The sequence below is a fragment of the Flagellimonas marina genome, from assembly GCF_042651185.1.
Lineage (GTDB): Bacteria > Bacteroidota > Bacteroidia > Flavobacteriales > Flavobacteriaceae > Flagellimonas > Flagellimonas marina.
Map to the genome: position 1 here is coordinate 1,576,785 of NZ_JBHSCL010000004.1, position 23,921 is coordinate 1,600,705.

The window sequence follows — 23,921 nt, forward strand, 5'->3', positions numbered from 1 at the left end:
AGCTAACTAAAGTTATCCCCCTTTCACACTTAACCTAAAAACCTATGCGATACTTGTCTCGTTAATCTCTTGTAATTCTTGCGCAGGAGTTGGCAACAATCCTTTCTTTGCCTGTATCACTTTAAAATGATCCAGATACATTTCGGTGATTTTGGACATGGGCAGCGAACATGCTGCTTTGTAATTCTCCTTACCTAAATAAGTTCGGTATGACTCGTTTTTCAATATGCTTTCCAAGGCATCGGACAAAGATTCCACATTCTCTGGTTCAAAGAATTCGCCTCGGTAGCCTTCTTCCCTTACCAAGATGCCCAAGTCTCCCAAATCTGGCAACACTACTGCCTTTCCGTAACTTCCAGCTTGGTGCAATACCCCGGAACTTCCTGTTGTAGATGTGTAAGGGAAAACCACTACGGCACTGTCCCCGAAAATACGTGGAACATCTTCCTCGGCCACATATCCGGTAAATCTTAGATTCTTTACATGGCTGTATGTCTGTTGCACATTCTCCAAGTACCCTGGTGTGTTTGGACTATCCGTCCCAGCGATTACAATTTCAATATCCAGATCGGATTTTGTACGCAATAATTCAACGGCTTCAATCATTGGCTCCACTTTTTTGTAGGTCCCAAACTTTCCGAAAGCCATTACCTGCATAGGACCTTTTGGTAAATCGTAGTTGGGAGCTGGTGGGGTTTCGAAGGCACCATGTGGCACAAGGGCAACATTATTGACCTTGTATTTGTTTTCCAAAATAGTTTTGTACTTGCTGATGGTAACGGCCAGTACATCCGACGCCAATACAAAGCGTGTTAGGGTGGTGCCAATAAAGTTGTATATTTTTTGAAGGAATCCGTTTTGAGTGATTCCGGCATTTTCCAAATCCACTTGCTCCAAAATATTGTGCAACAAAGAGATGGTAGGAATGCGCATCATTTTACAAACAAAAGGCAATAAAAGTCCAAGAGCGGCAGGAACCTTTTTGTCACCAAACTTCAAAAACTGAAGATTGAACAAAACAGCGTCCGGTTTTTCTTTTCTGATGGCCTTGGCCACTCTGTACATATTCTTAAGGTCGTTGAAGTTCCAACACTCCTTAACAGTTATAGGACATCCTTCCTCTTCAAAGGAAAGGTCTTTTGGTGCTTCGGTATGGTCCGTAAGCAATACAATCTCGCTTACTTCTTCTTGAAGTCTAAAATGTTTTACCAGATGGTACCCATATTCAGTTAGGGTTACTTTACTTGGCGGATACGCCGTTACAATTGCTAGTTTCATAAGGTTAAGTTTTTATTCTATTAGATTTTAGTGATACAAATATCCGCACAAAACCCTGCAAAAAAGGCGATTAAAGGACGGTTGAACAGAAAGTGTAGACGAATGGAAAAGATGAAACGATAAGTTTAAATCCATAAAAAAGGGCCGGAAAACAACATATGCTTTCCAGCCCTAGGCCTGCCCTCTATTCTGGGGGAAACCCTATCTCCTGTGAGATAAAAAATAGAGTATTTGAACGGCAAGCAACACCAACATTACCAAAATCTGTAGTTGGACCACCATGGCCAAACTACTATGAAACAACACAATTAAAACTATTTGTGATACACCCATCCCTGCTGAAAACAAAATGGGTTTATAATGATCTAAGGATAAAAAGTAATAGGTGAAAATATTGGCTACGGCAAACAAAGATGTGGCCAGTGCATATTGCCACAACAATGAAGCCATGGACAAATATGCATCTCCAAACAGCAAGGTGATGATAAGCTCTGGGAACAAGGCACAGGCTACTACTATTGCAGTGGAAAGTAAACCGATATACCCAACATACTTAAACAAAATATGCCCCGTAGGCTTGCCTTCTTTTTTAAGACGAACCACAGTGGGCAACAACAACATTACGAACATCCAGGCTACAAAATACACCACGCGACCGATCAATGCCAAGGAAGCATAAAGACCTGCTTCTTGTGCTTCAAAAAAGTGTTTCACCAATATAATATCACTATTGTTTATGATAATCTGGGTCAATTCGTAACCGGCCGTGATCAACATAAAAGTCCGCACCTTTGACCATTCCAAACCAATAGGAGCTTTTGCTGTTTTAGCAAGGCTCAACTTTTTGTAAGGGAACAATCCAAACACTAGGGAAACCAAAATTCCAAAAGAGACCAATGCACCAAAATGGTCACGAATTACCAAAAAGGCCAATAGGGTAATTCCCAATCTGCCCCACATTTCCAATTGATAGGAAATGGACAATTTAACAAAGGATTCTGCCCCTTGATATTGACCTCGGTTTACACTCATTACAAAGTAAACAGGCACTCCTAAAGCAAAAATTCGGAACATCAAAGCGTTCTCCGTATGCAAGATATTTTGGAGCATAGGAGCTGAGAAAAATACCATTGCTCCCAACAAACATCCAATCAAAAGTGCAAAAGCACCAATTCGATTTCTAAAAACATCCCATTGATTGGATGGTAAAGTGGCAACAAATTTTGCTGTTACCAATTGAAAGGTCATTCCCAAAAATGAGAGCACCAACAACAACGTCACGAGAAGGGCAGCATCAGCAAAGGCTTCTGGACCCAAGATGCGCCCCAACAATAAATTATAAATGTAGTTTCCTCCGTTAACCAATAAGGCACTCAGCATAAAAAGCTGTTGAGGGGAAACTCTATTTTTTATGCTACTAAGCGCGATCATGACTAAGGATGTAAGTGGTTTGTGTCTTGTTCATGACTGAAACAACGTTTTTGTTCTCCAGTCCTATTATGGACAAAAAAGCCCTTGTCTTAAGTGCATTTTTGTGCATTTTCTTCAGGATGTGGGCAGCGGTCTCATCCAACTGGGCTACTCGTCCCAAGTTCAGGATTACTTGGTTTTTGGAATTGATGAACCTACTCATATGTCGTTCCAAAATAAGAACGTTTGCACTGTTCAGGTTTCCATGTACGGAGAACACTCCTCTGCATTCTGTGATTTGTAAAGCCATGATTTCTAGTTTTTAAGGTTAAGATTTATTCGACTTGTTACAGCAAATATCCACTGATTTGACGTTTTAAAATGGACGGTATAGATGGATTGCAGGTAGCTGTAGACGAACGGTAGGGTTCGCCCTTCGGCTGCGGTTAAGCCCTTTTTAACTTTACAATATCAAAAAACCTCAAAAGCTTAACCTATGAAACGCTTTATTCACATCATCATTTTTGTGGTCGCCACCCAAGGAGTATTGGCCCAGTCCGAAATGGAAACTGGATTTCAACTTTTGGAAAAAGGGAACTTCTCCCAAGCTGAAAACTTTTTTGGTGATTTCCTTAAAGATAATCCCAACAATAAAACAGCCCAGATCTGCTACGGACGTGCTGTGGGCCTCAACGGAAATCCGAACAAGGCCAATACCTTATTTAATGGTATGTTGGAAAAGCACCCGGATGATTACGAGATTCGCATCAACTATTATGAATCCTTTTTATGGGGCAAGCAATTTAAAGCTGCGGAAAAATTGTACGCGGGCCTAGTAGAAGATTATCCCAATAAATTTGGTGCAGTTTTAGGTTATGCCAATACGTTGAGTAATCTTCAAAAATATGAGGAAGCTTTACAATGGATAGAAAAAGCTTTGCAATTGCAATCTGGCAATCCAAGTGCGCTCACTTCGAAAAAATACATGAACCTTGGGTTGGCCAACACTTTGGTACAGTCACAGAATTATGATGAGGCAAAAATCAAACTAAAATCCATTTTCAACGATTTTCCAAATGATCGGGAAACCTTGCTGAACTTGGCCAATGTATTCTTGATTACCAAAGAGGTCGATAGTGCAAAAACGTCCTATCGCAGACTTGCCATTTCTGCAAAAGACTCTATTGTGGCTTTAAATGGAATTGCCTTGGCCGAGCATATTGGGGAAAATGATAAGGTGGCCTTGAAGGTGGCTATCCAATCAAAAAATAAAGTAAGCAAGATTGCCGATAATGAAATTAAGGAAAAGACCTTTGAACGTTACGCCCAAGCCCTAATCTGGAACCGAAAGTTTATTTCTGCCAAAAAATACATCGACAGTCTTTCCAACCAATTTGGTGATAGAAATTGGGTGTTGGCCCTTAAAGCCACCCATGGAATGTACACCGGGAATATTAAGAACAGTTTGCAACATTATGATGCTATTCTGGCTTCGGACAGTACATCTTTTGATGGAAATTTAGGAAAGGCCAATGCACTTTTTGCCCTCGGAAGGATAGAAGAGGCATACGCCGCCACCAACAAAACCTTGTCGATTTTTGAAAACCAAAAAGATGCGCAAGGGCTAATTGAAAAAATAAACGGACAATATAGCCCTTATGTGCAAGAAACGGCTTCTTACAGTTTTGATAATGGGAATAACATAGCATATGCCACCAATACAACGGTGAACCTGCCATTGTCCACCAAGTTTCAAACGGTTGTAAATTATCAGTACCGATTAACAGAAAATTCAGAAACCTCAGCAAAAGCGCATACGCATACCGCAACCGCTGGAGTTACTTACGCTATGCTGCCCAAGTTAAAAGTAGTGGGGTTAGCAGGTATCAACAATGCCCAGTTCAATGGTAATGGCTACTCGCAACCCATTATAAGTGCAAAAGTGGTTACAGAACCGTATCGCCTACAAAACTTGGAGGTTGGATACCAACGAGAGGTCCAAAATTTTAATACGGATTTGATAGAGCGTGAAATTGTAATGCAGCATTATGGTTTAAACTACAACCTTGGGTCCAATTTTGGATTGGGATGGTACACACAGCTTATGCACACAGAGCAAAGCGATGACAACCAACGCGACCTTTTGTTTACTTCTCTGTACTACACGGCATTGCGAAAGCCAAACTTAAAGTTTGGACTCAACTACCAGTACTTGGCCTTTGCGGAGCAAGTGCCTACCATCTATTTTAGTCCAGAAAAATACCAGGCCGGGGAATTCTTTGCGGAAGTGAGCGGTAAATTTAGCGGTAACTCCACTTATAGAATCAATGCGGCAACGGGTTTACAGCAGGTGGAAGATGATGATATGACTTCAATTTTTAGGGTAGAAATGAATCTAAAACACCAATTCACCAAACGATTGAGCGGTGGGTTGTACGGAAAATATAGCAACATTGCCTCGGCGACTGCAGCAGGTTTCGAATTTACTGAAGTGGGCATACAACTGAAGTGGCTTTTTAAAAAGCAGCCTTTTTTTAATGGGAGCATTGCTTCAAGGTAAAATTTCTATTATCTAAAAAGTAAAGCCCGGTCATAACTGATCGGGTTTTTTAGTTATTCTTCTATCCCAAATAGGTTTTTGATTATTCGTTTGACAGCCTTTCTCGTCCTAGGCACATCATCCGTTTATAAAAACTCCTCTAATTGCATGGTAATAATGTTCAATTCAGCATCTCCTATCAATTTGGATTGAATCTCTCCCATCCATAAGGATTGATTCGACCTATCTCCTGTTGTTGTACAATAAATCAATGCATCAAAGGGAATAAGACTCAAAGGTCTGCCCATTCCCTTTCATTGATTTGCCCCTTCCCAATCAAAATTTGAGCTAGCTGCAAGATGTCCCTTTTGGCTTACATTTTTTACCCGGCAGGCATTGTTTTCAATCCAATCCAATACCCTCTGATACAGTTGACGAGAACAAAAATGTATTCATTTACATACTTCACGTCATACCTATCAATCTCTGAAGTAATTCTTTCAAAGGTCTCTTCCTTCTGAAATTTCGCTATAATCTGTTATGTCTAAAAAAGAAATCATCAACTTCTTCTTGGTTCCGCATAATTGTTGGAGTTGTATCTAAGTTTATTCCATCGAACCCTTTTTAAAATGGTTCCTTAATGAATTATCAGTTTTTTAAAACTCCATTTTTAATTACACAATTCACACTGGTAAAAATATTTTCCTTCACCAGTATTGCTTTCACATTCAATCTAACCATTTTCTGTCTCCATAACCAGTTTCAAATCAAAATCAAACCAGATTCCACCTCTTCAGAAGGAAGAATATTGTTGTTTAAAACAAGCCTTAGAGATGATTTTTTAATCAACTTGAAGAATTAATCAATATCCTCTGACATGATTCAATAAAAAACTCCCCTTAAAAAGGGGAGCCTTCATCAAAAAAACAACAACCTATAAGAACCACATTTATTGTCGTAAGATCTTTCCGCTGTATAGTTTGTTATTGGTTACATCTCCCAATTGGTACATATACATGCCCTTGGAGAGATGGCCCAACTCCAACCGTATGGTATTCTTGTTCCCTGTTGGAGCGTGGGTCTCTGCGTAAAGTACCTGTCCGCTTAAATTCACAACATATACATTCACGATATTGCTTTTTTCTGGTAGCGATATCTCCGTATACTCCACAAAAGGATTAGGGTAATTTTTAAGCTCCAGCTCAGTATTTGGGTCCAAAATGCTGATCAGATCGTCACCAAGATCCAAACTATTGGTCTCGTCAGTGGTAGCTTCTTCTTGTTCATTTTCAGATTCTTGCTGAAGGTCTCCATGAACAGTTAAGGCCATTTGATCCACTTCCAGCTCAAAGGAGGTGTAATTTTGGTAGTCTCCCTGCACGGAAATTACAATGGTTCGAAGTTGTCCAAAGTCCATATTTTTTCCTTCGTGGTTTACAAAGTCTGAAAACGATAGACTGTATTGCGTTTTTTCGGCATTGGCATCCAAGCTATAGCGAAGACGATCGCTCCACTCGCTCGTGGCATCGGTAACCAAACTTATCTCCACGGGAGTCTGGTTTTTCATGTTGAAGTGTAGATATTGGTAATCATCAATCGGTAATTGTAGGTCACCGGCCAAAATATTACGGAATATGTTGATGGTCTCCTTAACTTCACCCTTGGCCACTACTCCCCTTTCAACAATGTGCCCGTCTAAATCCCACTCTTGGTGTTCAGCTACTTCAAATACTTCAACACTATCGGCTTGTGCGTTGTAATCCACGCCCCATGGGCCATCAGCCAAGTAAATTGCATCGTGTTGATAAGAGTTTTCGGCAATAATGGACAGTCCCATATCAAAAAGGTGTCCAGATTCCACCACAATCTCCTGCTCCCATTCACCATTTAAATCGATAATGGTATTTAAATTTTGAAGGCCTTCCTGTTCAGTGGTTTTATAATTTCCATCCAACAACAACCAAGTTCCCTTGCTTTTGTTGATGATATTCAGGTGTAATTTTCCGTTCTTGTAATACCCATTCTGGATAAAAACTGTGGGCAATACATTCTCCCCTTCATTGGATTTTAATGTTGATTCCTGGCCCAAATTGGTAAGAATCTCGTTTACGACGGTGCTCACCTGCCCCATACTGTTTCCCCAAACTTGAAAGTTCTTATAATCCCCGGCAGGATACTCCGCCAGGTTCCAACGGCTGTAAACTGTGCGATCCGCTCCGTCCTCTTTCACGGAAAATACCACAGCATACTCCACATTGCCATTAGATCGCTCCAATTCGGAATAGATCAATTTGTGTCCTTGTAGTTCAATGGTCCTTAAATCCTTCAGTTTGGAATTGTTAAGACGATCACAGATTGTTTTTGTATGGTTGTACACCTCACCTTTGGTGTTCAGTGCCAGAGCGGCAGAAACCCTATCAGTTCCTTGGTAATAATCGATTCCGAATACTTCATCTGCATTGGTAATGGCCAAAAGGTCCTCAGGGCTTGAAACATAAGAAGTTTCTGTGCCAAACATTCCAGTGCTGGGAAAATAACCATCCAGATTACCCGATTTGGCCATTAGGGACTTGTAGGTCTTCTTGTCGTACTTGTTTTGCAAGGCGCGCTTGTTCTTGAAGCTATTGGCCTTGTTTCGGTCAAAATTTCTTTTTGCGATCAAGCTGGCCAAATCTCCATTACTTTCCAATCCGCCATCATTTCCGGAGGTAACAGGTGCGTGGTCCGTAATTTTATTATAATTGGTGGTTTTTATGGCCTCATACGGATTGGCTGTGATGTAAAAAAGAGCATCGTTAAAATCGTTGTCGCAACTTGCATAATCCCGTCTAATATCCTCAAAACCCAAAATAATTCGCTCGTTATCCGGATCGTTCAACAATACATTGTGATGTCTAAGAAATTCAAGAGCTTCTGGATTATAGTCGGGATTAGAGAACAACTGCCATAGTCCTGGAGTTACCTGACCTTTCCAACCATTGGCCAACAATACCCAACCAATACCGGTACCGGCACTAAATCTTCCAATTTTTACTCTATGCCCTGTTTCCAAGCTTCCACCACTATACTTTGCGGAGACATTTGGAAAAATAATGGTAATATCTTCTTCTTTTGGTGCGGTCAATTGAGGTTGATTTATATCGTAGGTATAAAAGCCAAGAACGTTTTTATACCCTGCCCCTTCTCCTACAAAGGTTACCCATACATCGGCCTCTTTATCCAAAATAATATCAGTATCATAACCAGAAGTTATATACTGCGGATTGTAGTTGGGCACTGGAAATCCTTCGGGAAGGGCATTACTGATCATGTCCAAGGTTTCTTGGGACACATCATCCTTTCCATCAAAATAAAGGGGAGTTCCATCGGAGGTGTAATCCCCTAGATATTTATATCCATATTGTTGGGCAGATGCCCATACAAATGTTAACAATGTTGCCAAAAGAAGTAAAAACTGCTTCATAATAGTAGGTTTAAGAATATGACACAAAGTTGATGAATTCCAAGTCTTTAGGACGGTCATCCTCGGTGAATGAAAACTTTCTGTAGACGGATGGAAACCAGTAAGGGATAAGCATAAAAAAACACCCAAGCGGGTGTCTTTAAATTTCATTTTATGGATTGTTTTCTTTAAATCAATCCAAAATAATGGACGATACCAGCCACAAAGGCATAGAGTACTCCAAGTTGCAAAGAAGTCAATGCTTTACGAATATGTCTAAATACTAAAGGATTTTGCATGATGATAGTTTTATAGTTAGTACGTCTACAAAGCTATCTTACATTAAATTGTCAATGGCTTGTGCACAGTTGAAACCCAAAAAACCATAGACGGATTGAAAAGTAGTGTCGTTGATTTTACAACAGATTCAACCTGCGCATTAATTCTGGACGATTGGATCTACTGATAGGAATCACACTTTTCTCAATAAGGACACTATTATCCTCAATATCAACTATTTTATTAAAGTTGATCACAAAAGATCTGTGGATTTGTAGGAAGCTATCCTCTGGAAGTTTTTCCATTATTTTTTTTAAGGTGGTGTGCACCAAATAATCTTTGGACTCCGTTTTTATGTTGATGTAATCGCCTTTGGCCTCGATCAACAGAATCTCCGCAAATTTTAGTTTGATGAGCCTGCGGTCAATATTGATGTAAAGGTCCTCCCCTAAGGCAGTTTCCTGCTCATTTGTTGCCGTAGCAGCAGAAGAAGTGCCTACGGAAGTATTCTTTACTTTCTGGATGCATTTTTGAAAACGTTCGTGGGTGATCGGTTTTACCAAATAATCCACAATGGCCTCATACTCGTAGGAAGCAATGGCAAAATCGGTATCTGAGGTCGTCATCACTATTTTAGGAGGATTCTTTAAGGTTTGGATAAAATCAATTCCGGTAAAGCCCGGCATGTGAATATCCAAAAAAACCAAATCGACCTTATATTGGTTCAAGAATTTGATGGCCTCAATAGCATTGTCAAATTCCTCCATTACATTTAATTCTGGAACCTTTGAGCATAATTGCGATACAATGGCTCTGGCTGCTGCTTCGTCATCAATTAGTATACAATTCATCTTAAATGGTTTTTAGGTAGTGCTCCACAACTTTTAAAATCGACAAGAATTCTTCTTTGAGCGATTGTTCACCGTTTCGTAGTTCATTTTCGTGCTGTACTGCCAAGGTGTAGGCATTGTGTAATCCTAAAACGTTTAATTTATGCTTTATCTTGTGTACATGCTCAGAAGCTTCACGAAAAAGCACATTTTTCATGGTATCCAGATACTCTTCCTGCTCAACTGGAAATTCCTCTTTTAGTATGCCAATAAACTTTTGACGAAAGGCAGTATCCCCATCGGCCAGATTGTCCACATACTCAAGATTTGGGGTTTCTATCATGGTTATTGCTTTTTTAGGGTAAAATGAAAGGTGGAACCCATATTCTCAACACTTTCCACCCATATATTTCCTTCATACAGGGAAACTATTTTTTTGACCAAAGCCAAACCAATACCGGTTGCCATGGCATCATCCTCCAGTTTGTTGAACATTTCAAAAATGTCCGATTGGTATTTTTCGGGAATTCCTTTGCCATTGTCCGCTACTGCGAAATACCAATGGTCTCCCTCATCTTTAAAATCCACTTGGACAGTTCCTTGTTTTCTGTTTTCAGTGGCTTTCACCGCGTTGGTCATCAAATTCATGAACAACTGCTCAATCTTATAGCGATCATAAAACAATTTGGGCAGTTCATCGGGAAACTTGAATTGAACATTGTTGGGCACATAAATATTCCCTTGTATATCCGATAACATTTCTCCCAACTCAAAAATAACGTTGGAGGCGTTCTTGTCCTGCAATGTGGAGTGCTTTAAAATACCGGTGATGAGCTTGTCCATTTTCTCCAAATTCCCAAGCGCCAATGAAAGGTTTTGTTTGCTTTGTTCAGATAGGGTATCCTTTTCATCTTCCTCAATCCAGGTAATCAATGCACTAATATTTCTAATGGGTGATTTTAGATCGTGCGAAACCACATGGGCGTAACTGTTCAAGGATTCGTTCTGGCTTGCCAGATTCTTGAGCAATTTATCTTTTTCTGTTGTCATTTCTGACGCTCGCTGGGCCAATTCACCAATTTGTCTGGCCAATTTTTCGGCATCAAAATCACTGTCCACAATGTTTTTTGGAACTTCTTGTTGCTTGAAGTTCGCTTGTAGTGCGGAAAGTGCATTTTCTAAAGAGTTTAACACTTGTTTTTGACGGGTAGCTTCTTTTTCAAGTTCTCTATTGGCATCGTACAATTCATCAGAACTAAGTGCGGTGGCTCTTTGAAGCATACTCAGTTTTTCATCGTAATTTTCATAGGAGTTTGCAATGGCTTCCATTAATTGGTCCAAATCACGATTGTCCGAGTAGGCTTCGGGCAAGTATTTTTTTAGCTGTCTTTTTAATAAGCTGTGCATTACTCGCTAAATAAGGTCAAGGTCATGGTTTGGTTATGTAATTTACAGGTGTTTTGCCCAGCAAAAGGAGCCATTTCTCCGTAGGAGTAGAATCCAGATACTGCCACATTTTCACCGATAACTTGAGTAACTTCCTCAATTTCCTCCTCGGTACGCTGGTCCATTACAAGTTTTCTTCCCACACAGCTTACCAAAATAGCCAATTGCGATTCGTTTTCCCGTGCCTGAACGGCCAGTTGCGCAGCGGATTTTGCGCCATTGGCTATATCGTCCACTGTGGCCATCATCAATTGTACTTTGGAACCTTCCGGTACATCTCCGGCCAATATCATGGCATTATGTTGTTCATCTATATTTAAAATGGTACGAACAATAGGTTTTTCATCATTGGTCTGTACACTAAGTGGGTATAACAGGGCCGATTTAGGAAGTTCGCTCGCCTTATCACCCAAATACTTTTTATACAAATCCAAAGCTGGCTTGCCATCAAGCTCAAACAAAATGTTCTTTCGTGATTTTGTGATCAATCGCTCTGGTCCAAAGGGGGTCCATCCGCCAAAGTTGGCACAATTTATTTCCAATGAATCACCATAAAATCCAATGGCTACCACTTCGCCTTGCTTAGGGGGTTCATTGTAAGACGACAAAGTGACCTCAAAGCGGTCATCATCACCACAGAGTCCACCTGAAAGGCCGAAATTACCGTTCCCAACCTGTTCCATTCCTTCGATAAGTTCGCTACCGTTTACAGTGCTTCCTTCAGAAACAACAAAAACATGTCTAAGGTTATCGGTAGGGAATTCTGCTGCCAACATTTTACCTAAGCTGGCATCGTCCTGATTAAATTCCGATATATTTTTACTTTTTACTAAAAACCGACTTTTTTCAAATTCTATTGCAGTCAACGTCACGGTTCCCTCCAATACTTTCTCCCCCAATATTTCTCCAGAGGTAGATCCAAACACCAAATGCCCATCGGGAAACAGACTTCTTATTTCTTGAAATAATTGTTCTTCTTCCAGTAAATATCGATTTCCAAAGATTAGAACCAAAGGTTCTTTCAACTCAGTTTTATCCGTTGTGAATTCAAAATTGGAATTAGAGGACTTTTTCGCCTGCAATATCTTCATGATGCTTGATTTTTAAGTTTTGCTTTTCAAGAGTAAAATGGAAATCGGTACCTACTCCTTCTTCACTTTCCACCCATACGGTGCCGTTGTATCTGTCTATGATCTTCTTTACTATGGAAAGACCAATTCCGGTTGATTTTTTATCGTTTGATGCGGACTGGAAAATTTCAAATATTTTCTTGTGGTATTTTTTTGGGATGCCCACACCATTATCTTTGATACAAAACTTCCAATGGTCAGATGCTTCTTGATAAAGTACCTCCACCTTTCCGTTCTCTTTCTCGATATGGACCACCGCATTTGAAATGATATTTTGGAACAGCTGGTGCATTTTGGTCCTATCGGCAATAATCAATGGCAACGGCTTAGGGCTCAACACCTTCACATTCTCGGGAATGTAAATACTGTCTGTTATTTCGGAAATCACCTCGTTAAGGTCAATCTGAATATTGTTCAATTCTGATGTATTGGCAGTGGAATAGGCCAATATACCACTAATCAGATTCTCCATGGATTCTATCTTATCTTGGATCATTCCTAAGTATTCCTTGCCAGTATCACCCAGGGCATCACTATAATCGTTGCTCAACCACGTAGCCAAAGCTTCAATGCTCCGCAGAGGGGACTTTAGGTCATGGGAAACCACATAGGCATATTCTTTTAGGCTTTCGTTGCTCTGCTCCAGCTTTACCATGAGCTTTTCTTTCTCGAACTGCAACTTTTTCTGTTCTGTTATATCTAAATGAATGCCAATGGAACCGATTACTTGTCCCTTTTCATCATATCTTGGCGCACCACTGATCAACCAATGGCGATAGTCACCATGCTTGTTGATGACTTCAATTTCGTAGGAGTCTGATTCGTTTTCGATTCTTTTTGCGTTCTTTTCCGCAATAATGGATTTATCCTGCACCGATAGAACATCGCTTGCATATTTTCCAATGAGCTCATTTTCGGTAAATCCGCTCATGTCGCAAAAACTTTGGTTCACCATTTGAATGCGATCATTGGTATCCACTTCTACCAAGCCAAGATTCATATTTGCGATGATGCCGCTGTATTTATCCTTCTCAGCCTGAAGGTTACGTTTAAAGGTTCTATTTAAGGTAACATCCCTGTAACTCCATAGGTGCCCTTTATAAACCCCATCACTTATAACCGGAATATAGTCGCGTTCCAAAATTCTACCATCCACCATTTCGAGCTCATCCGCAAGTACGGGTTCACGATTTTTCAAAATTTCGGCAATCCGGCCCATGAATTTATCCGGATTCTTAAAGTTGTTCTTACTTTCCTTTGCTGCATTGGCGCAATCCATGCCAATCATTTCTTCTGGATTGACCGGAACACCGAACATTTCGCAAAACTTTTTATTGGTAAGAGCTATTTTTCGGTTTTCGTCTTCAAGCAGTACAGCCATTTCCAAGTTCTTGATCAATGTGGCCAATCTACTTTCGGACTCTTTTAATTGTTTACGTTGGTTACCCAAAAGGGTTTCAATATCCTTTTCTTGGGTAATGTCGCGAAGGATTCCCTGTGCAGCAATGGGATTACTGTTTCGGTCATAAATTAAACTTGCATTGATCTGTACAAACTTTTCATCACCATCGGGCAAATTAATTTTAGCCCTATAATTTTTTAATATCCCAGTTTCCAAAAGGGTCTGAACAGACTCCGCTGTGTATTGTATAAATTCTGGATGTACGTAACTGGATAGATTAATTTTGGGATTTCCCTTATCGAACTGCAAAAACTCTTTTGCGGATTCATTGCTACGAACCACATTAAACTCAAGGTCCATAACCACGTAAGAATCTATAATGCTGAGGAATCCGGCATCGACTTCATCGGTTTTTTCATCCAATAAATTCTCCAATTGGGCATTGGCTCTCTTTAAATGTATAGTAGTGTCGTAGAGTTCCTTGGATTTTTCTTCCAATATTCTCTCGGCCTGTGCCCTTGCCTTTTTTTGGCGCTCCAACGCCCTTTTTAATACTTCAACTTCATTATTCTGCATCCTGTACAACATCAAATTTGACTTCGGTTCCATCCTCTTTCAATAGTTCAAAAGTTACCTTGGAAGAGGTATTAAAATGTTCAAAACATTTTTCTATCAGTCCGTGAGCCAATCGGTACAGTCCCCTTGAGGAAACATATACCATGGATATTGATGTGTCTGTTCTGTCCAAAATATTAAAGGTGGGCAGTTCAGCATCAGGATAGAGTTTTTGGACGTGCACGTGGATATGGTCTTCTATGGAGTATAATAGTCCAATGGGAGAGTTATAACTTTTAATTACTTCGGGGTGTGCCTTTCCCAAACTACCGAACAAATAATGACCAAAGGCATATAATAGGTCATCTATAGAAATATGGGTTTTCTGGCTCAAGTTTTTGAGCAATGTCACCATTTCGTTAAAATCGTAGGTTCCAACGGAGGTATAAATTCCTTCAGATGGTAAATCTGAAGCTTCAATAATGGCATCCACGGTCTCCAACCCAAATTGTTCTTCGACCATTTCTAAAAATTCGGTAAATACTATTCCCTTCATAATCTGGCTACTATCACACAAAAGTAGGAAAACGTCTACTCAATGAGTAAGTTTTGTTGTGAAATGCCGTTTTTAACTAGGCTTTGACCAGTTCGTTGATGTTCCAGTACTCCAATACGGATTTCAACTTTGTCTCGTAATCTTCGTATTTGAGGGGTTTTATTATATATCCGGCAATCCCAATTTTGTAACATTCCAATAGGTCATCACGGTTTTCGGACGTAGTCAATACAATAGTAGGAAGGTATTTTATTTTGTCATGCTGCTTTAGTATGCCCAAGAATTCAATTCCGTTCATCCGAGGCATGTTCAGGTCCAACAAGATAATATCCGGCAACGACTTTCCAGACTGGAGAATTTCCAGGGCCTCTTCGCCATTTTTGGCCTCCACCAGAGTATGCTTTGATGCTAACTTGGATAGGGTCCGTTGAAACTTCATGGTTTCTATGGCGTCGTCTTCTATAAACAAAATATGCATTTTATATCAATTTAGCTATACCCAAAACAACTCAATTTCCACCTATTATAATGCGAAACAGAGTCAAAACCCAATTTAGTGTCGGTGAATGGAAAAAATCTGTAGATGAATTGAAATTTGCCTAACCTACAGCTTTCCCAATCAATATCAGTTATTATTTAAAGAATCCTTCAATCATTGCTATGGAATGATATATACGTGGAAAATTATATGCTAAAAAGCATTGAAAAGCAGTTATCAAAAACCAAAAAATCGGTTCGTATTTTGGAAATGATGTATAAAATTTCCTAATTTCATCTAAAATTTCCCCTACAATACATTGCTATTAATAATGCAATACAGGCCGCGTATATGATAAAAAGGTTCTGTTTATACTAAACTGACTGTATGTGGAGTAGGATAATAAAAACCTCACTAGCACTCTATATTCCGCTATTGATTTTTACTCTTGTATGGGGCTATCTCCAAAAGCATAGCCTTATCACGAACATTGCCCACATTCAGCAGCGGAATATCCAAAACAAAAGCTATCACTTGGAAGATCAATGTGAAGTACTCATTGATATAACATCATATTGGTCCAATGTTGTATTCCCAGCTAATTTTAGCAATGGTGAGCCATTGGATTCTGCTTTTATCAACGAATACATTCGCATTATGCAGGGCTATGAAGTGTATGATCAACTTCGATTTTTAGACCTGCATGGAGATGAGATCTTACGCTATGAAAGGACAGATGATAAAACCATGGAGCCAAAAGATTTGCAGCGTAAGGTGGATCGCAGTTATTTTCAAAAAGGACTTTCACTCAAAAAAGGTCAAGTCTATATCACCCCTATTGAACTAAACAGAGAGAATGGCGTAATAGAAAAGCCCTACAAGCCAGTAATTAGAGGAGTGACCCCAATATTTGATGCTGACCAAATACAAATAGGATTGGCCGTCACCAATTTTAACATGAACAAGGTTTTTGATTTGATGAAAGCAAGAATATCAGAGGACAATTTTTATCTGGTAGACAAGGAGCGAAATGTAATAACCACAAACCTTTCTAAAAACGTACTGCCCCATCAGGCAAGCATGAGCCAGCAGGACTCATCCATAAAAAAGAAACTTCAGCTAAGAAACCTCATTTTTGAAAAGGACACCTTCTTTATGGAAAAAGGGAGTCTGTGGGTTTTCCAGAATGTCAACATTGGCTTTGGGAAGAATACGGATATAAGCCTTCAAGAAGATATAGTTGAAGTCATTACCGAGAACGATTGGGGCATTATACAGGAAATTCCGCCCTCTTATATAAGTAAAAGGTTAAAAACCATTAGAAAAAACCTAATCCTTTTCAATATTCTTACCCTTATTGTTATTGCCTTGATTGCTTTTGGATATGCAAGAACACAAAAGGAGAAAAGAAACTTTGTTACCGAGCTAAAACAAAAGAACAAGGCCCTATTGGACAGTCAAAACCGATTAAAGTCCACCAATCGTCTAGTGAAACAAGCCAACGATAGACTACAAGTACGAAATAGGCAGTTGGAGGATTTTAACTATGTAGTGGCCCATAACCTAAAGGCACCGGTGACCAGCATGTCCATTATTGTAGATATGCTTAGCAAAGCTAAAAGTCAGGAAACATTTAATGAGCTACTCCCAAAGCTAGAAACTATTTCCAAGAATATTAGCACGCTTACCCAAGATGTACATACGTACGTTTCCATTTTGAACAATACAAAACTTGAGCTAGAAAATGTGAACCTGCTTTTGTTGCTTAAGGAAGTTGAAAATGATTTTGTGGAAACCCTTGTTGACAAGGAGGCCAAAAACTTTGAAACCATATACAAACTTGATGCATGGCATACTTTAAAATGCTCACGATTTTATATGAAAAGTATTCTACAAAACTTTTTGTCGAATGCAATCAAATACAGAAGAACAGATGTTGATTCCCACATAATTTTTGAAAGTGCGTGGGAAAATGACCAAAAGGTGCTCTTCATTAAAGACAATGGTCTTGGGATTGATCTGGCCCAACATGGAAACAATCTCTTCAAACTTTACAAAAGATTTCATAGAAATATTTCTGGAAAGGGAATGGGGCTATTTATAGTAAGGTCACAGCTTGAAGCGATGTATGCCTCCATAGAGGTAGAGAGTGCAGTGAACCAGGGCACAACATTTAAAATTAAATTTAAAACTCATGAAAAAACCAAACATTCTTTTAGTGGATGATGACGAAGTGTATCTTTTCGTAACAAAAAGGATATTAAGTAACCTATCCAGTGATATTTTAGTAACCTCCTTTACAGATGGAGAGCGCGCCATTGAATATATTAACCTATGTATTGAAGAAAAGGTGGAACTACCTGAAGTGATTCTATTGGACATTAACATGCCTTTTATGGACGGATGGGGATTCTTATCAGAATTTAAAAAGATGAAACCTGTACTGCCCAACCATAATGTCAACATCTTCATGGTCACGTCCTCAAATGACCCAGATGACTTTAGTAAAGCCAAGGACTTTGAAGAAATTACCGGATACATTGTCAAACCTGTCTTTGAAGATAAAATGACACAGATTTTAGAGGAAATATATGATGGTAATTGGTAGGATTAGGGCAAAATCCCTAGGTAGATTTTCGGAATTAGATTTATGATCATGATTGCAAAAAAATAAGCCTCTGAAAGACAAACTCTCTGAGGCTTTATTACTGGGGTTTCAGCTTTTTAATTTTAAAATTAAAGCCAATTCCTTTTTACGATTTGCAATAAGTAATGGTCAATGTCCTAAACATATTCAATTTATAAAGCACTGTCAATTATTTAACAAACAACAATTGCGCAAAATTATATAGGTCATGCCGCCAAACTGGCCATGTATGCCCTCCTGGGTATTCGCTGTATTCATATTCAATACCCATTTCGTCAAATTTCTTCATCATAACCTGACAGTTATTGTATGCAATATCTGCTTTCCCTCCCATTGAAATGAAGAAGTTGGTAAGGTTGCTGTTTATTTTATCCACATTGTTTTGCATATACTCATATTGCGGACCCGATAATTCATCGTTATTCGAAAACCAGCCAGAACTAAAAACGCCCAAATGGGAAATCATATCGGTGTTGTGGACGCCTGCATGCAAGGTCTGCAGACCCCCCATAGAAAGTCCAGCCAAAGCCCTGCTCTGTGCATCGGCCTTTACGCGGTACGTTTCCTCCACAAAGGGAATGGCTCCTTGTTTCAGTTCATTCTCAAAGGCCATCAATGCGTTTTGACCGAATCCTCCCCCGCCTGCAGAAACATTTCCATCCAGCATGGCAACGATCATAGGCACCGCTTTATCTTCGGCTATCAGGTTATCCAATATTACATTGGTCCTTCCTTGGGTGGCCCAACCTCTTTGGTCCTCTCCTCCCCCATGCAACAGATATAAAACAGGATACTTTTGGTTGGATTCCTCGTAACCCGGCGGCGTGTAGACATACATTTCGCGCCACGATTGTGATGAATTTGAAAAGTACTTCTTTATGCGGATATCACCATGGGGCACATCCTTTAAGCTATAATAGCCATCTTCCTTGAACGGAATCTCAATGCCGCTGGCCATACGCCCCATGCCATAAAAGGTTTCACTGGCAGGGTCTGCAACGGCCACCCCATCCAGAATCAATGAGTAATAATGGAATCCTTCGGTGATGGAATCCGTGGTCACGGTCCAGAATCCCTCATCGTCAATTTCCATATCGTATTTTTTGCCAAGGTCTATCTGAACCTGTTTTGCCTCTGGTGCCTTGGTTTTAAAAATTACCCTGCTATCCGGTAATATTTGTGGATACTGTGCACGTCTAATGTTGGTGCTCGCCGGCAATCCCAAAACACTGTACTTGTTAAGCACATTGTTGTTTACGGGCTTAAAAAGCATTTGGGAAAACATATAAAGGTCGTTTTTCCAAACCTCAAAATCGTGCCCTCCCGGTTCTACGTAGAAAATATGGGGTACACCATGGTCTCGTAAATACTCACTGGTACGGCTACTGAAGGGCATGAGACCGTCCGCATCGCCACACGAAATCCATAGCAGTTCCAACGATTTGGCTTTTTCAGGATTGGGAAGCAATTCTTGGGGTGCCTTGGTATTCGGTGCGGATGAAAATGCGCCTACCCAGCCAAATGTGTCTAAATTGCCAAGACCAAAGTTTAAGGTTTGTCCACCGCCCATGGATAGACCGGATATTGCCCGATGCTCCCTGTCCCTGTACACCTTAAATTTCTTCTCCACGTAGGGAATCAAATCATTTAGAAGGTCCTGTTCAAAGGTGGCAAACGCCTCAACCTTGTCAGGGCTAAAAATATTTCCTTCAGCACGGTCATTTTTCATGGCCCGTCCATTAGGCAATACCACAATCATGGGTTCCAATTTTCCATCTGCATAAAGATTGTCGAAAATTACCTGGGGCGTACCTTGGTTAAGCCACTCCTTTTCATCCCCTCCAATTCCGTGCAATAGATACAAAACGGGGTATCTTTTTGATTTGGAATAACCGGGCGGAAGATAAATCAAGGCCTTACGTTCTGTTCCAACCGTTTTTGACAGGTACATGATACTGTCTATCTTACCTTCTGGAATGCCATTTCTGACCTTGTCGAATCCTTTTGGAGCATGTTTTTCGGCTATAGGGTCATTGGCCTGATTACGCTGGACATTCAGCAATTTTATGGCATACCTTCTACCCAGCATGCGGTACCCTTCTGCACTAAAATGAAGGTTGTCCCTGGCATCTGGAACTCCTTTTGCAGAAACGATGTGCGCATTGGGAATAGTTTCGGGCAGCGTGTCCACAATTTCGTTCATACTGGCACAAATGCCTCCTTGGTCCGCATGTACCATTTCTCCTGCCAACAGCGGTGTTTTTGATGCCTCCAAATCCAAATCCTCAAGAAGATTGTCGTAAACGGTCTTCACTTTTTTGGGCCAAAGGGTGTCCCCGGTATTCGATTCTCCTTGATGTAGCAAGATTCCCTTGATCACCCCATCTTTTTGGGCGATTTTTGCCATTTCCACAAGACGGGCATACGGATTTCTATCGTATTCCGCTACCATATTCTTTAACCAATCTGGTGCGGTGGAGACGTATTCTTGGTAGTTGTCCTTATCAAACAACTCAATTTTACAGCCCCCAACGGCCACGTTGATGACCCCGACCTTTATACTATCGGGTAATTTTTCCACTAGCGTCCTGCCAAAATAATCGGTGGGGGTCAACCCTGTTTTACATCGGCATAAAGGAGGAATTGCAGTGTACCATTTTCCTTTTTCGCGGTTTAAATCAGGACAGTCCACAGCCGCCAAAACCTTGAAACGGTCATTAACATCGATTGTATCCTGTGCCTCAATACGGGCGTTTCCTTCCATATTTGATTGTCCCAAGGCCAAATAAATATGGAAATTGGGGTCTTGTGCCATAGTTTTTGCGGAGCAAAAGAGCACGGCTGCCATGAGACAAAAGTTTAGTATTGATTTTTTCATTGTTGCGTTTGCTTAATGATTTTTTTATTACAGTGCCATATCGTTTGCCTTGGTGGCATAAAGTCCCAAAAGGGCACCAGTAAAACCTCCTGCCACGTCAGTGGACAGAATGTCACCTGAAACGGTACCGCCCAAATTCTCAAAAGTTGCTCCATCGGTTGAATAGCTAAAGGTATACTTGTCTCCTTCAGCCGAAATCTTAAGTTCTATTGGGCTTGAAATGTCAATTTTGGTGCTCGCTAATACTTCGGATTTTGCCGAGCGCTCTCTTCTAGAAAAGCTGTTTTTTTCCAATACCAAAATATAGTCCTTGTCCTTTTTGGTCACTCCAAAGACATAATTAGATTGCTCATTCTGCAAGGCTACCACTCCAGCTAGGTCTTTTTCCGACTTTGGTTTATAGTTCAAGGTGGTAGTGAATGAAAATGTTCGGTGCTGTTGTCTGTAGAACAATGTGGAAGTGGGTTTCAATTCCTTTATATTGGTTTCAAAGGGATTGATTTCTAAACCATTTTTGGTTTGTTCCATAAAAGCTTCCCGTGGCCCCCGCAATCCTATCCAACGGTAATCCAATAAATCGGATGAGAAATCCTCGGTATAGGTGAAGTTTCCATTGGGAAAATAGCCTTCCTGTCCCATTTTATTTTCAACACCTTCAGGCATTTTTAGTTTGGGTTCCATTGGGACCAAACCGTTTTCAAAAACGGGATAGGTACCGGACCAGTCCACGGGTAGAATAAAGGTTTCTCGTCCGGTGTTCACCCGGTTTTCCTCATTGGGTCGAACCGCCAGAAAAACACCGTAATATTTGTCATCCGGCCCTAAAACCAAGTCGGCATGACCCGCCCAGTCCACCTTATTCTCTCTTTCCTTAGGAAAATAACGCTGGGTAAGTATTGGATTGCTTGGTGCGGGGATATAAGGCCCCTTTGGGCTGTCACTCATAAAAATCACTTCACTATGCCAATCTCCTGTACCGCCTTCGGCGCACATCAAATAATATTTGCCATCTTTTTTATAGATATGGGGGGCTTCAATCCAGATGGGTTTATCCGAAATATCAACACCACCATCCACAATAATCTTGTCGGTACCCTCAATGACTTGGTCTTTTTCCACATCATATTCCCATATTTTAATGACCCTATGTCCGTTGTAAAGTTCCTTTCCAGGATCTGGAGCATCATTATGTACGATATAGGCCTTACCATCATCATCAAAAAACAGCGATGGATCAATTCCATTAAATTTCAAGTGATACGGATCGCTCCAACCTTCTGCGGGGTCCTTGGTCTTCACCACAATATTACCAGCGCCGCCTGCAAAAGCGGTTGTGATCATATAAAATGTGTCATTTTTGGGGTTATAGGTAATTCCAGGGGCGTAAACACCTTGACTTATACCGGTATCATGGACATCCAACTGGGAAACGCGATCTAAAACATGACCTATTTGCGTCCAGTTTACCAAATCCTTGGAATGAAAAATGGGCACCCCGGGAAACATGGCAAAGGAGGAACATACCAAATAATAGTCGTCCCCTTTTCGGGTTATGGCCGGGTCTGGGTAGCAGCCCTGAAGGATTGGACTGTAAAATTCATCCGCTTCCAAGGGATAATCGTTGTAGACTTTATCATTGCCATGGTACACCACTTTTGTGAATATGGGTATATTGGTTGATTTTGTTGGTTTGGGATCGATATCTTTTCCCTTTGGTGAAAAAGAGTACAACCCTACAAGTAAGGTCAAAAACGCCCCAAAGGTTATCTTTTTTAGATTTTTCCTAGTTCGATTCATTATAATTATATGGATATGAGTTTATTGCTTAATTTTATTTACTTCTGCCAAAGGTTGGGCAAGAACCTATAATATAGGAGATGACGCCAAGTGGACCAGTCATGCCCACCGTTTCCACCTACATAATATTCATGTTCTATATCATGGTTATTTAATGCGTCGACAAGACCCTGGACCCTTGCGTTAAAAAAACCTTCGGCTTCCTTGGTACCCTGCCCCACAAAAAGATAGTCAACCTTATTATTTACTTCTGGGTCATTTAAAAACTGGGATAAGGTGGTTTCCGCAGTGGTGTCCCCAGCACTGAGAATACCAAAATTTGCAAATACATCTAAAGATCTAAAGCCAACGAACATACTATGTCGACCACCCATGGACAATCCTGAAATGGCTCTTCCTTCTGGACTTTCAATTGTGCTGTAGTTTTCATCAACCACAGGAATGACATGGTTTCTGAGCTCTTTTTCAAAAATATCAAAGGTCAGTTCGGAATGCTTTGGATGGTTCCGATGAATCACTTGGTTATTGGGAATGGCAATAATCATGGGCTTGGCATTGTTTTCTGCCAAAAGATTGTCCATAATTAAATTGGCCCTACCATCATACACCCAATTGGAGGGCAGTTCACCACTTCCGCCCAATAAATAGAGTACTGGATATTTTTTGCTGGAATCGTACCCAGGTGGTGTGTACACATACAGTTCACGTTCGCCCTGGGTGACATCTGAATGATAAATGTGACGTGTAACGTTTCCATGAGGGACGTTTTTTGCGTCATAGTAGGCTGGCCCATCGCCATGCACGATCAATTCACTATAGGGTGGCATGGCCGTAAATGCCGCATACGTATTACTGGGGTCCGCCATTTGTACGCCATCCACCCGAAGATGGTACGCATACATATCAGGAGGAAGTGGTCCGATGGTCAAGGTCCAAACACCTTCTTCCCCTTTTGTAAAAGGAATGGGCTCCCTACCCTTTCCCAGAGCGGTATTGATGGCTCCGGGATTCAATTCCACTTTTTGTGCCTCCGGTGCTTTCACCCGAAACGTAACGGTTTGGTCATCATGAACTTCAGGAGAATTTATCGGTGCGCTAAAAGGTATAAGTCCTTCGGTATCCTTCTGTGGATTGTAGTCCAGGTTCACATTGGCCTGCTGACCATAGCCAAAGCTTGAAATGAACAGTAAAGCGAAGGCGGAATAAAATAAGTTTTTGATTTTCATATCATCCATGTTTAGTAAGGTGCTGCAT

At 40.6% G+C, this 23,921-nt stretch carries 18 protein-coding genes; 3 read left to right on the forward strand and 15 right to left on the reverse strand.

All coding sequences use genetic code 11. The features are described 5' to 3' along the window. Nucleotides 1–42 precede the first annotated feature (42 nt). From ACFOWS_RS10625 to ACFOWS_RS10635, 3 genes are all read right to left on the reverse strand, one after another. Nucleotides 43–1,278, reverse strand: a complete 1,236-nt coding sequence (locus ACFOWS_RS10625; protein WP_379764299.1) for a glycosyltransferase — start codon at nt 1,276–1,278, stop codon at nt 43–45. 201 nt (nt 1,279–1,479) lie between these two features. Then, complete coding sequence (locus ACFOWS_RS10630) at nt 1,480–2,658, reverse strand: sugar isomerase (protein WP_379764301.1); 1,179 nt, start codon at nt 2,656–2,658, stop codon at nt 1,480–1,482. Between the two features lie 37 nt (nt 2,659–2,695). Continuing rightward, nucleotides 2,696–2,998, reverse strand: coding sequence for an STAS domain-containing protein (locus tag ACFOWS_RS10635; protein ID WP_379764303.1), 303 nt, complete (start codon nt 2,996–2,998; stop codon nt 2,696–2,698). Between the two features lie 186 nt (nt 2,999–3,184). Here ACFOWS_RS10635 and ACFOWS_RS10640 point away from each other — a divergent pair, with 186 nt between their 5' ends. Further along, entirely contained in the window at nt 3,185–5,248 is a 2,064-nt protein-coding gene (locus ACFOWS_RS10640; protein WP_379764305.1) for a tetratricopeptide repeat protein, read from the forward strand. Between the two features lie 125 nt (nt 5,249–5,373). On the opposite strand, the gene ACFOWS_RS10645 is transcribed toward ACFOWS_RS10640, so the two are convergent. The 9 genes from ACFOWS_RS10645 to ACFOWS_RS10685 all read right to left on the reverse strand — a co-directional run bounded on the left by ACFOWS_RS10645 (nt 5,374) and on the right by ACFOWS_RS10685 (nt 15,345). Next, the gene (locus tag ACFOWS_RS10645; protein ID WP_379764307.1) at nt 5,374–5,535 is read right to left on the reverse strand and encodes a hypothetical protein; all 162 of its coding nucleotides are present in this window, start codon (nt 5,533–5,535) and stop codon (nt 5,374–5,376) included. 641 nt (nt 5,536–6,176) lie between these two features. Further along, nucleotides 6,177–8,690 (reverse strand): DUF4114 domain-containing protein, encoded by a 2,514-nt coding sequence (locus ACFOWS_RS10650; RefSeq protein WP_379764309.1) that lies wholly within the window; start codon nt 8,688–8,690, stop codon nt 6,177–6,179. Nucleotides 8,691–9,085: 395 nt separating this feature from the next. Further along, entirely contained in the window at nt 9,086–9,799 is a 714-nt protein-coding gene (locus ACFOWS_RS10655) for a LytR/AlgR family response regulator transcription factor (RefSeq protein WP_379764311.1), read from the reverse strand. A gap of 1 nt (nt 9,800) precedes the next feature. Further along, on the reverse strand, nt 9,801–10,121 hold the full coding sequence (locus ACFOWS_RS10660; RefSeq protein ID WP_379764313.1) for an Hpt domain-containing protein: 321 nt from the start codon (nt 10,119–10,121) through the stop codon (nt 9,801–9,803). 2 nt (nt 10,122–10,123) lie between these two features. Continuing rightward, nucleotides 10,124–11,185 (reverse strand): ATP-binding protein, encoded by a 1,062-nt coding sequence (locus ACFOWS_RS10665; RefSeq protein WP_379764315.1) that lies wholly within the window; start codon nt 11,183–11,185, stop codon nt 10,124–10,126. Beyond that, nucleotides 11,185–12,315, reverse strand: coding sequence for an FIST signal transduction protein (locus ACFOWS_RS10670; protein ID WP_379764317.1), 1,131 nt, complete (start codon nt 12,313–12,315; stop codon nt 11,185–11,187). The genes ACFOWS_RS10665 and ACFOWS_RS10670 overlap by 1 nt, the downstream gene beginning before the upstream one ends. Beyond that, nucleotides 12,284–14,332: a PAS domain-containing sensor histidine kinase gene (locus ACFOWS_RS10675; RefSeq protein ID WP_379764319.1), complete on the reverse strand. Its 2,049-nt coding sequence runs from the start codon at nt 14,330–14,332 to the stop codon at nt 12,284–12,286. Before ACFOWS_RS10675 ends, ACFOWS_RS10670 begins: the two co-directional genes overlap by 32 nt. Beyond that, nucleotides 14,322–14,867 carry a heme NO-binding domain-containing protein gene (locus tag ACFOWS_RS10680; RefSeq protein WP_366588366.1) on the reverse strand — a complete coding sequence of 182 codons (546 nt, stop codon included), beginning with the start codon at nt 14,865–14,867 and terminating at the stop codon, nt 14,322–14,324. Before ACFOWS_RS10680 ends, ACFOWS_RS10675 begins: the two co-directional genes overlap by 11 nt. Nucleotides 14,868–14,943: 76 nt before the next feature. Continuing rightward, a complete protein-coding gene (locus ACFOWS_RS10685; protein WP_366588363.1) occupies nt 14,944–15,345 on the reverse strand; it encodes a response regulator in 402 nt (133 codons plus the stop codon). Between the two features lie 387 nt (nt 15,346–15,732). Here ACFOWS_RS10685 and ACFOWS_RS10690 point away from each other — a divergent pair, with 387 nt between their 5' ends. Beyond that, nucleotides 15,733–17,571, forward strand: a complete 1,839-nt coding sequence (locus tag ACFOWS_RS10690) for a sensor histidine kinase (protein WP_379764322.1) — start codon at nt 15,733–15,735, stop codon at nt 17,569–17,571. Continuing rightward, nucleotides 17,540–17,953: a response regulator gene (locus ACFOWS_RS10695; protein ID WP_366588358.1), complete on the forward strand. Its 414-nt coding sequence runs from the start codon at nt 17,540–17,542 to the stop codon at nt 17,951–17,953. Before ACFOWS_RS10690 ends, ACFOWS_RS10695 begins: the two co-directional genes overlap by 32 nt. Before the next feature lie 208 nt (nt 17,954–18,161). Here ACFOWS_RS10695 and ACFOWS_RS10700 read toward each other — a convergent pair whose 3' ends face one another. Genes ACFOWS_RS10700 through ACFOWS_RS10710 form a run of 3 tightly spaced genes read right to left on the reverse strand, consistent with a single transcriptional unit; the run spans nt 18,162 to nt 23,893 of the window. Continuing rightward, nucleotides 18,162–20,840 carry an alpha/beta hydrolase-fold protein gene (locus ACFOWS_RS10700; RefSeq protein WP_379764324.1) on the reverse strand — a complete coding sequence of 893 codons (2,679 nt, stop codon included), beginning with the start codon at nt 20,838–20,840 and terminating at the stop codon, nt 18,162–18,164. A 57-nt stretch (nt 20,841–20,897) separates the two neighbouring features. Then, nucleotides 20,898–22,667 (reverse strand): glycoside hydrolase family 43 protein, encoded by a 1,770-nt coding sequence (locus tag ACFOWS_RS10705; protein WP_379764326.1) that lies wholly within the window; start codon nt 22,665–22,667, stop codon nt 20,898–20,900. A gap of 38 nt (nt 22,668–22,705) precedes the next feature. After that, complete coding sequence (locus ACFOWS_RS10710; RefSeq protein WP_379764328.1) at nt 22,706–23,893, reverse strand: esterase; 1,188 nt, start codon at nt 23,891–23,893, stop codon at nt 22,706–22,708. Nucleotides 23,894–23,921 lie beyond the last annotated feature (28 nt).

Bases quoted from the DNA above. Each gene is read 5' to 3' on its own strand.
- ACFOWS_RS10625 (WP_379764299.1), bottom strand. From the start codon at position 1,278: ATGAAACTAGCAATTGTAACGGCGTATCCGCCAAGTAAAGTAACCCTA.
- ACFOWS_RS10630 (WP_379764301.1), bottom strand. From the start codon at position 2,658: ATGCTGAGTGCCTTATTGGTTAACGGAGGAAACTACATTTATAATTTA.
- ACFOWS_RS10635 (WP_379764303.1), bottom strand. From the start codon at position 2,998: ATGGCTTTACAAATCACAGAATGCAGAGGAGTGTTCTCCGTACATGGA.
- ACFOWS_RS10640 (WP_379764305.1), top strand. From the start codon at position 3,185: ATGAAACGCTTTATTCACATCATCATTTTTGTGGTCGCCACCCAAGGA.
- ACFOWS_RS10645 (WP_379764307.1), bottom strand. From the start codon at position 5,535: ATGGGCAGACCTTTGAGTCTTATTCCCTTTGATGCATTGATTTATTGT.
- ACFOWS_RS10650 (WP_379764309.1), bottom strand. From the start codon at position 8,690: ATGAAGCAGTTTTTACTTCTTTTGGCAACATTGTTAACATTTGTATGG.
- ACFOWS_RS10655 (WP_379764311.1), bottom strand. From the start codon at position 9,799: ATGAATTGTATACTAATTGATGACGAAGCAGCAGCCAGAGCCATTGTA.
- ACFOWS_RS10660 (WP_379764313.1), bottom strand. From the start codon at position 10,121: ATGATAGAAACCCCAAATCTTGAGTATGTGGACAATCTGGCCGATGGG.
- ACFOWS_RS10665 (WP_379764315.1), bottom strand. From the start codon at position 11,185: ATGCACAGCTTATTAAAAAGACAGCTAAAAAAATACTTGCCCGAAGCC.
- ACFOWS_RS10670 (WP_379764317.1), bottom strand. From the start codon at position 12,315: ATGAAGATATTGCAGGCGAAAAAGTCCTCTAATTCCAATTTTGAATTC.
- ACFOWS_RS10675 (WP_379764319.1), bottom strand. From the start codon at position 14,332: ATGCAGAATAATGAAGTTGAAGTATTAAAAAGGGCGTTGGAGCGCCAA.
- ACFOWS_RS10680 (WP_366588366.1), bottom strand. From the start codon at position 14,867: ATGAAGGGAATAGTATTTACCGAATTTTTAGAAATGGTCGAAGAACAA.
- ACFOWS_RS10685 (WP_366588363.1), bottom strand. From the start codon at position 15,345: ATGCATATTTTGTTTATAGAAGACGACGCCATAGAAACCATGAAGTTT.
- ACFOWS_RS10690 (WP_379764322.1), top strand. From the start codon at position 15,733: ATGTGGAGTAGGATAATAAAAACCTCACTAGCACTCTATATTCCGCTA.
- ACFOWS_RS10695 (WP_366588358.1), top strand. From the start codon at position 17,540: ATGAAAAAACCAAACATTCTTTTAGTGGATGATGACGAAGTGTATCTT.
- ACFOWS_RS10700 (WP_379764324.1), bottom strand. From the start codon at position 20,840: ATGGCAGCCGTGCTCTTTTGCTCCGCAAAAACTATGGCACAAGACCCC.
- ACFOWS_RS10705 (WP_379764326.1), bottom strand. From the start codon at position 22,667: ATGAATCGAACTAGGAAAAATCTAAAAAAGATAACCTTTGGGGCGTTT.
- ACFOWS_RS10710 (WP_379764328.1), bottom strand. From the start codon at position 23,893: ATGAAAATCAAAAACTTATTTTATTCCGCCTTCGCTTTACTGTTCATT.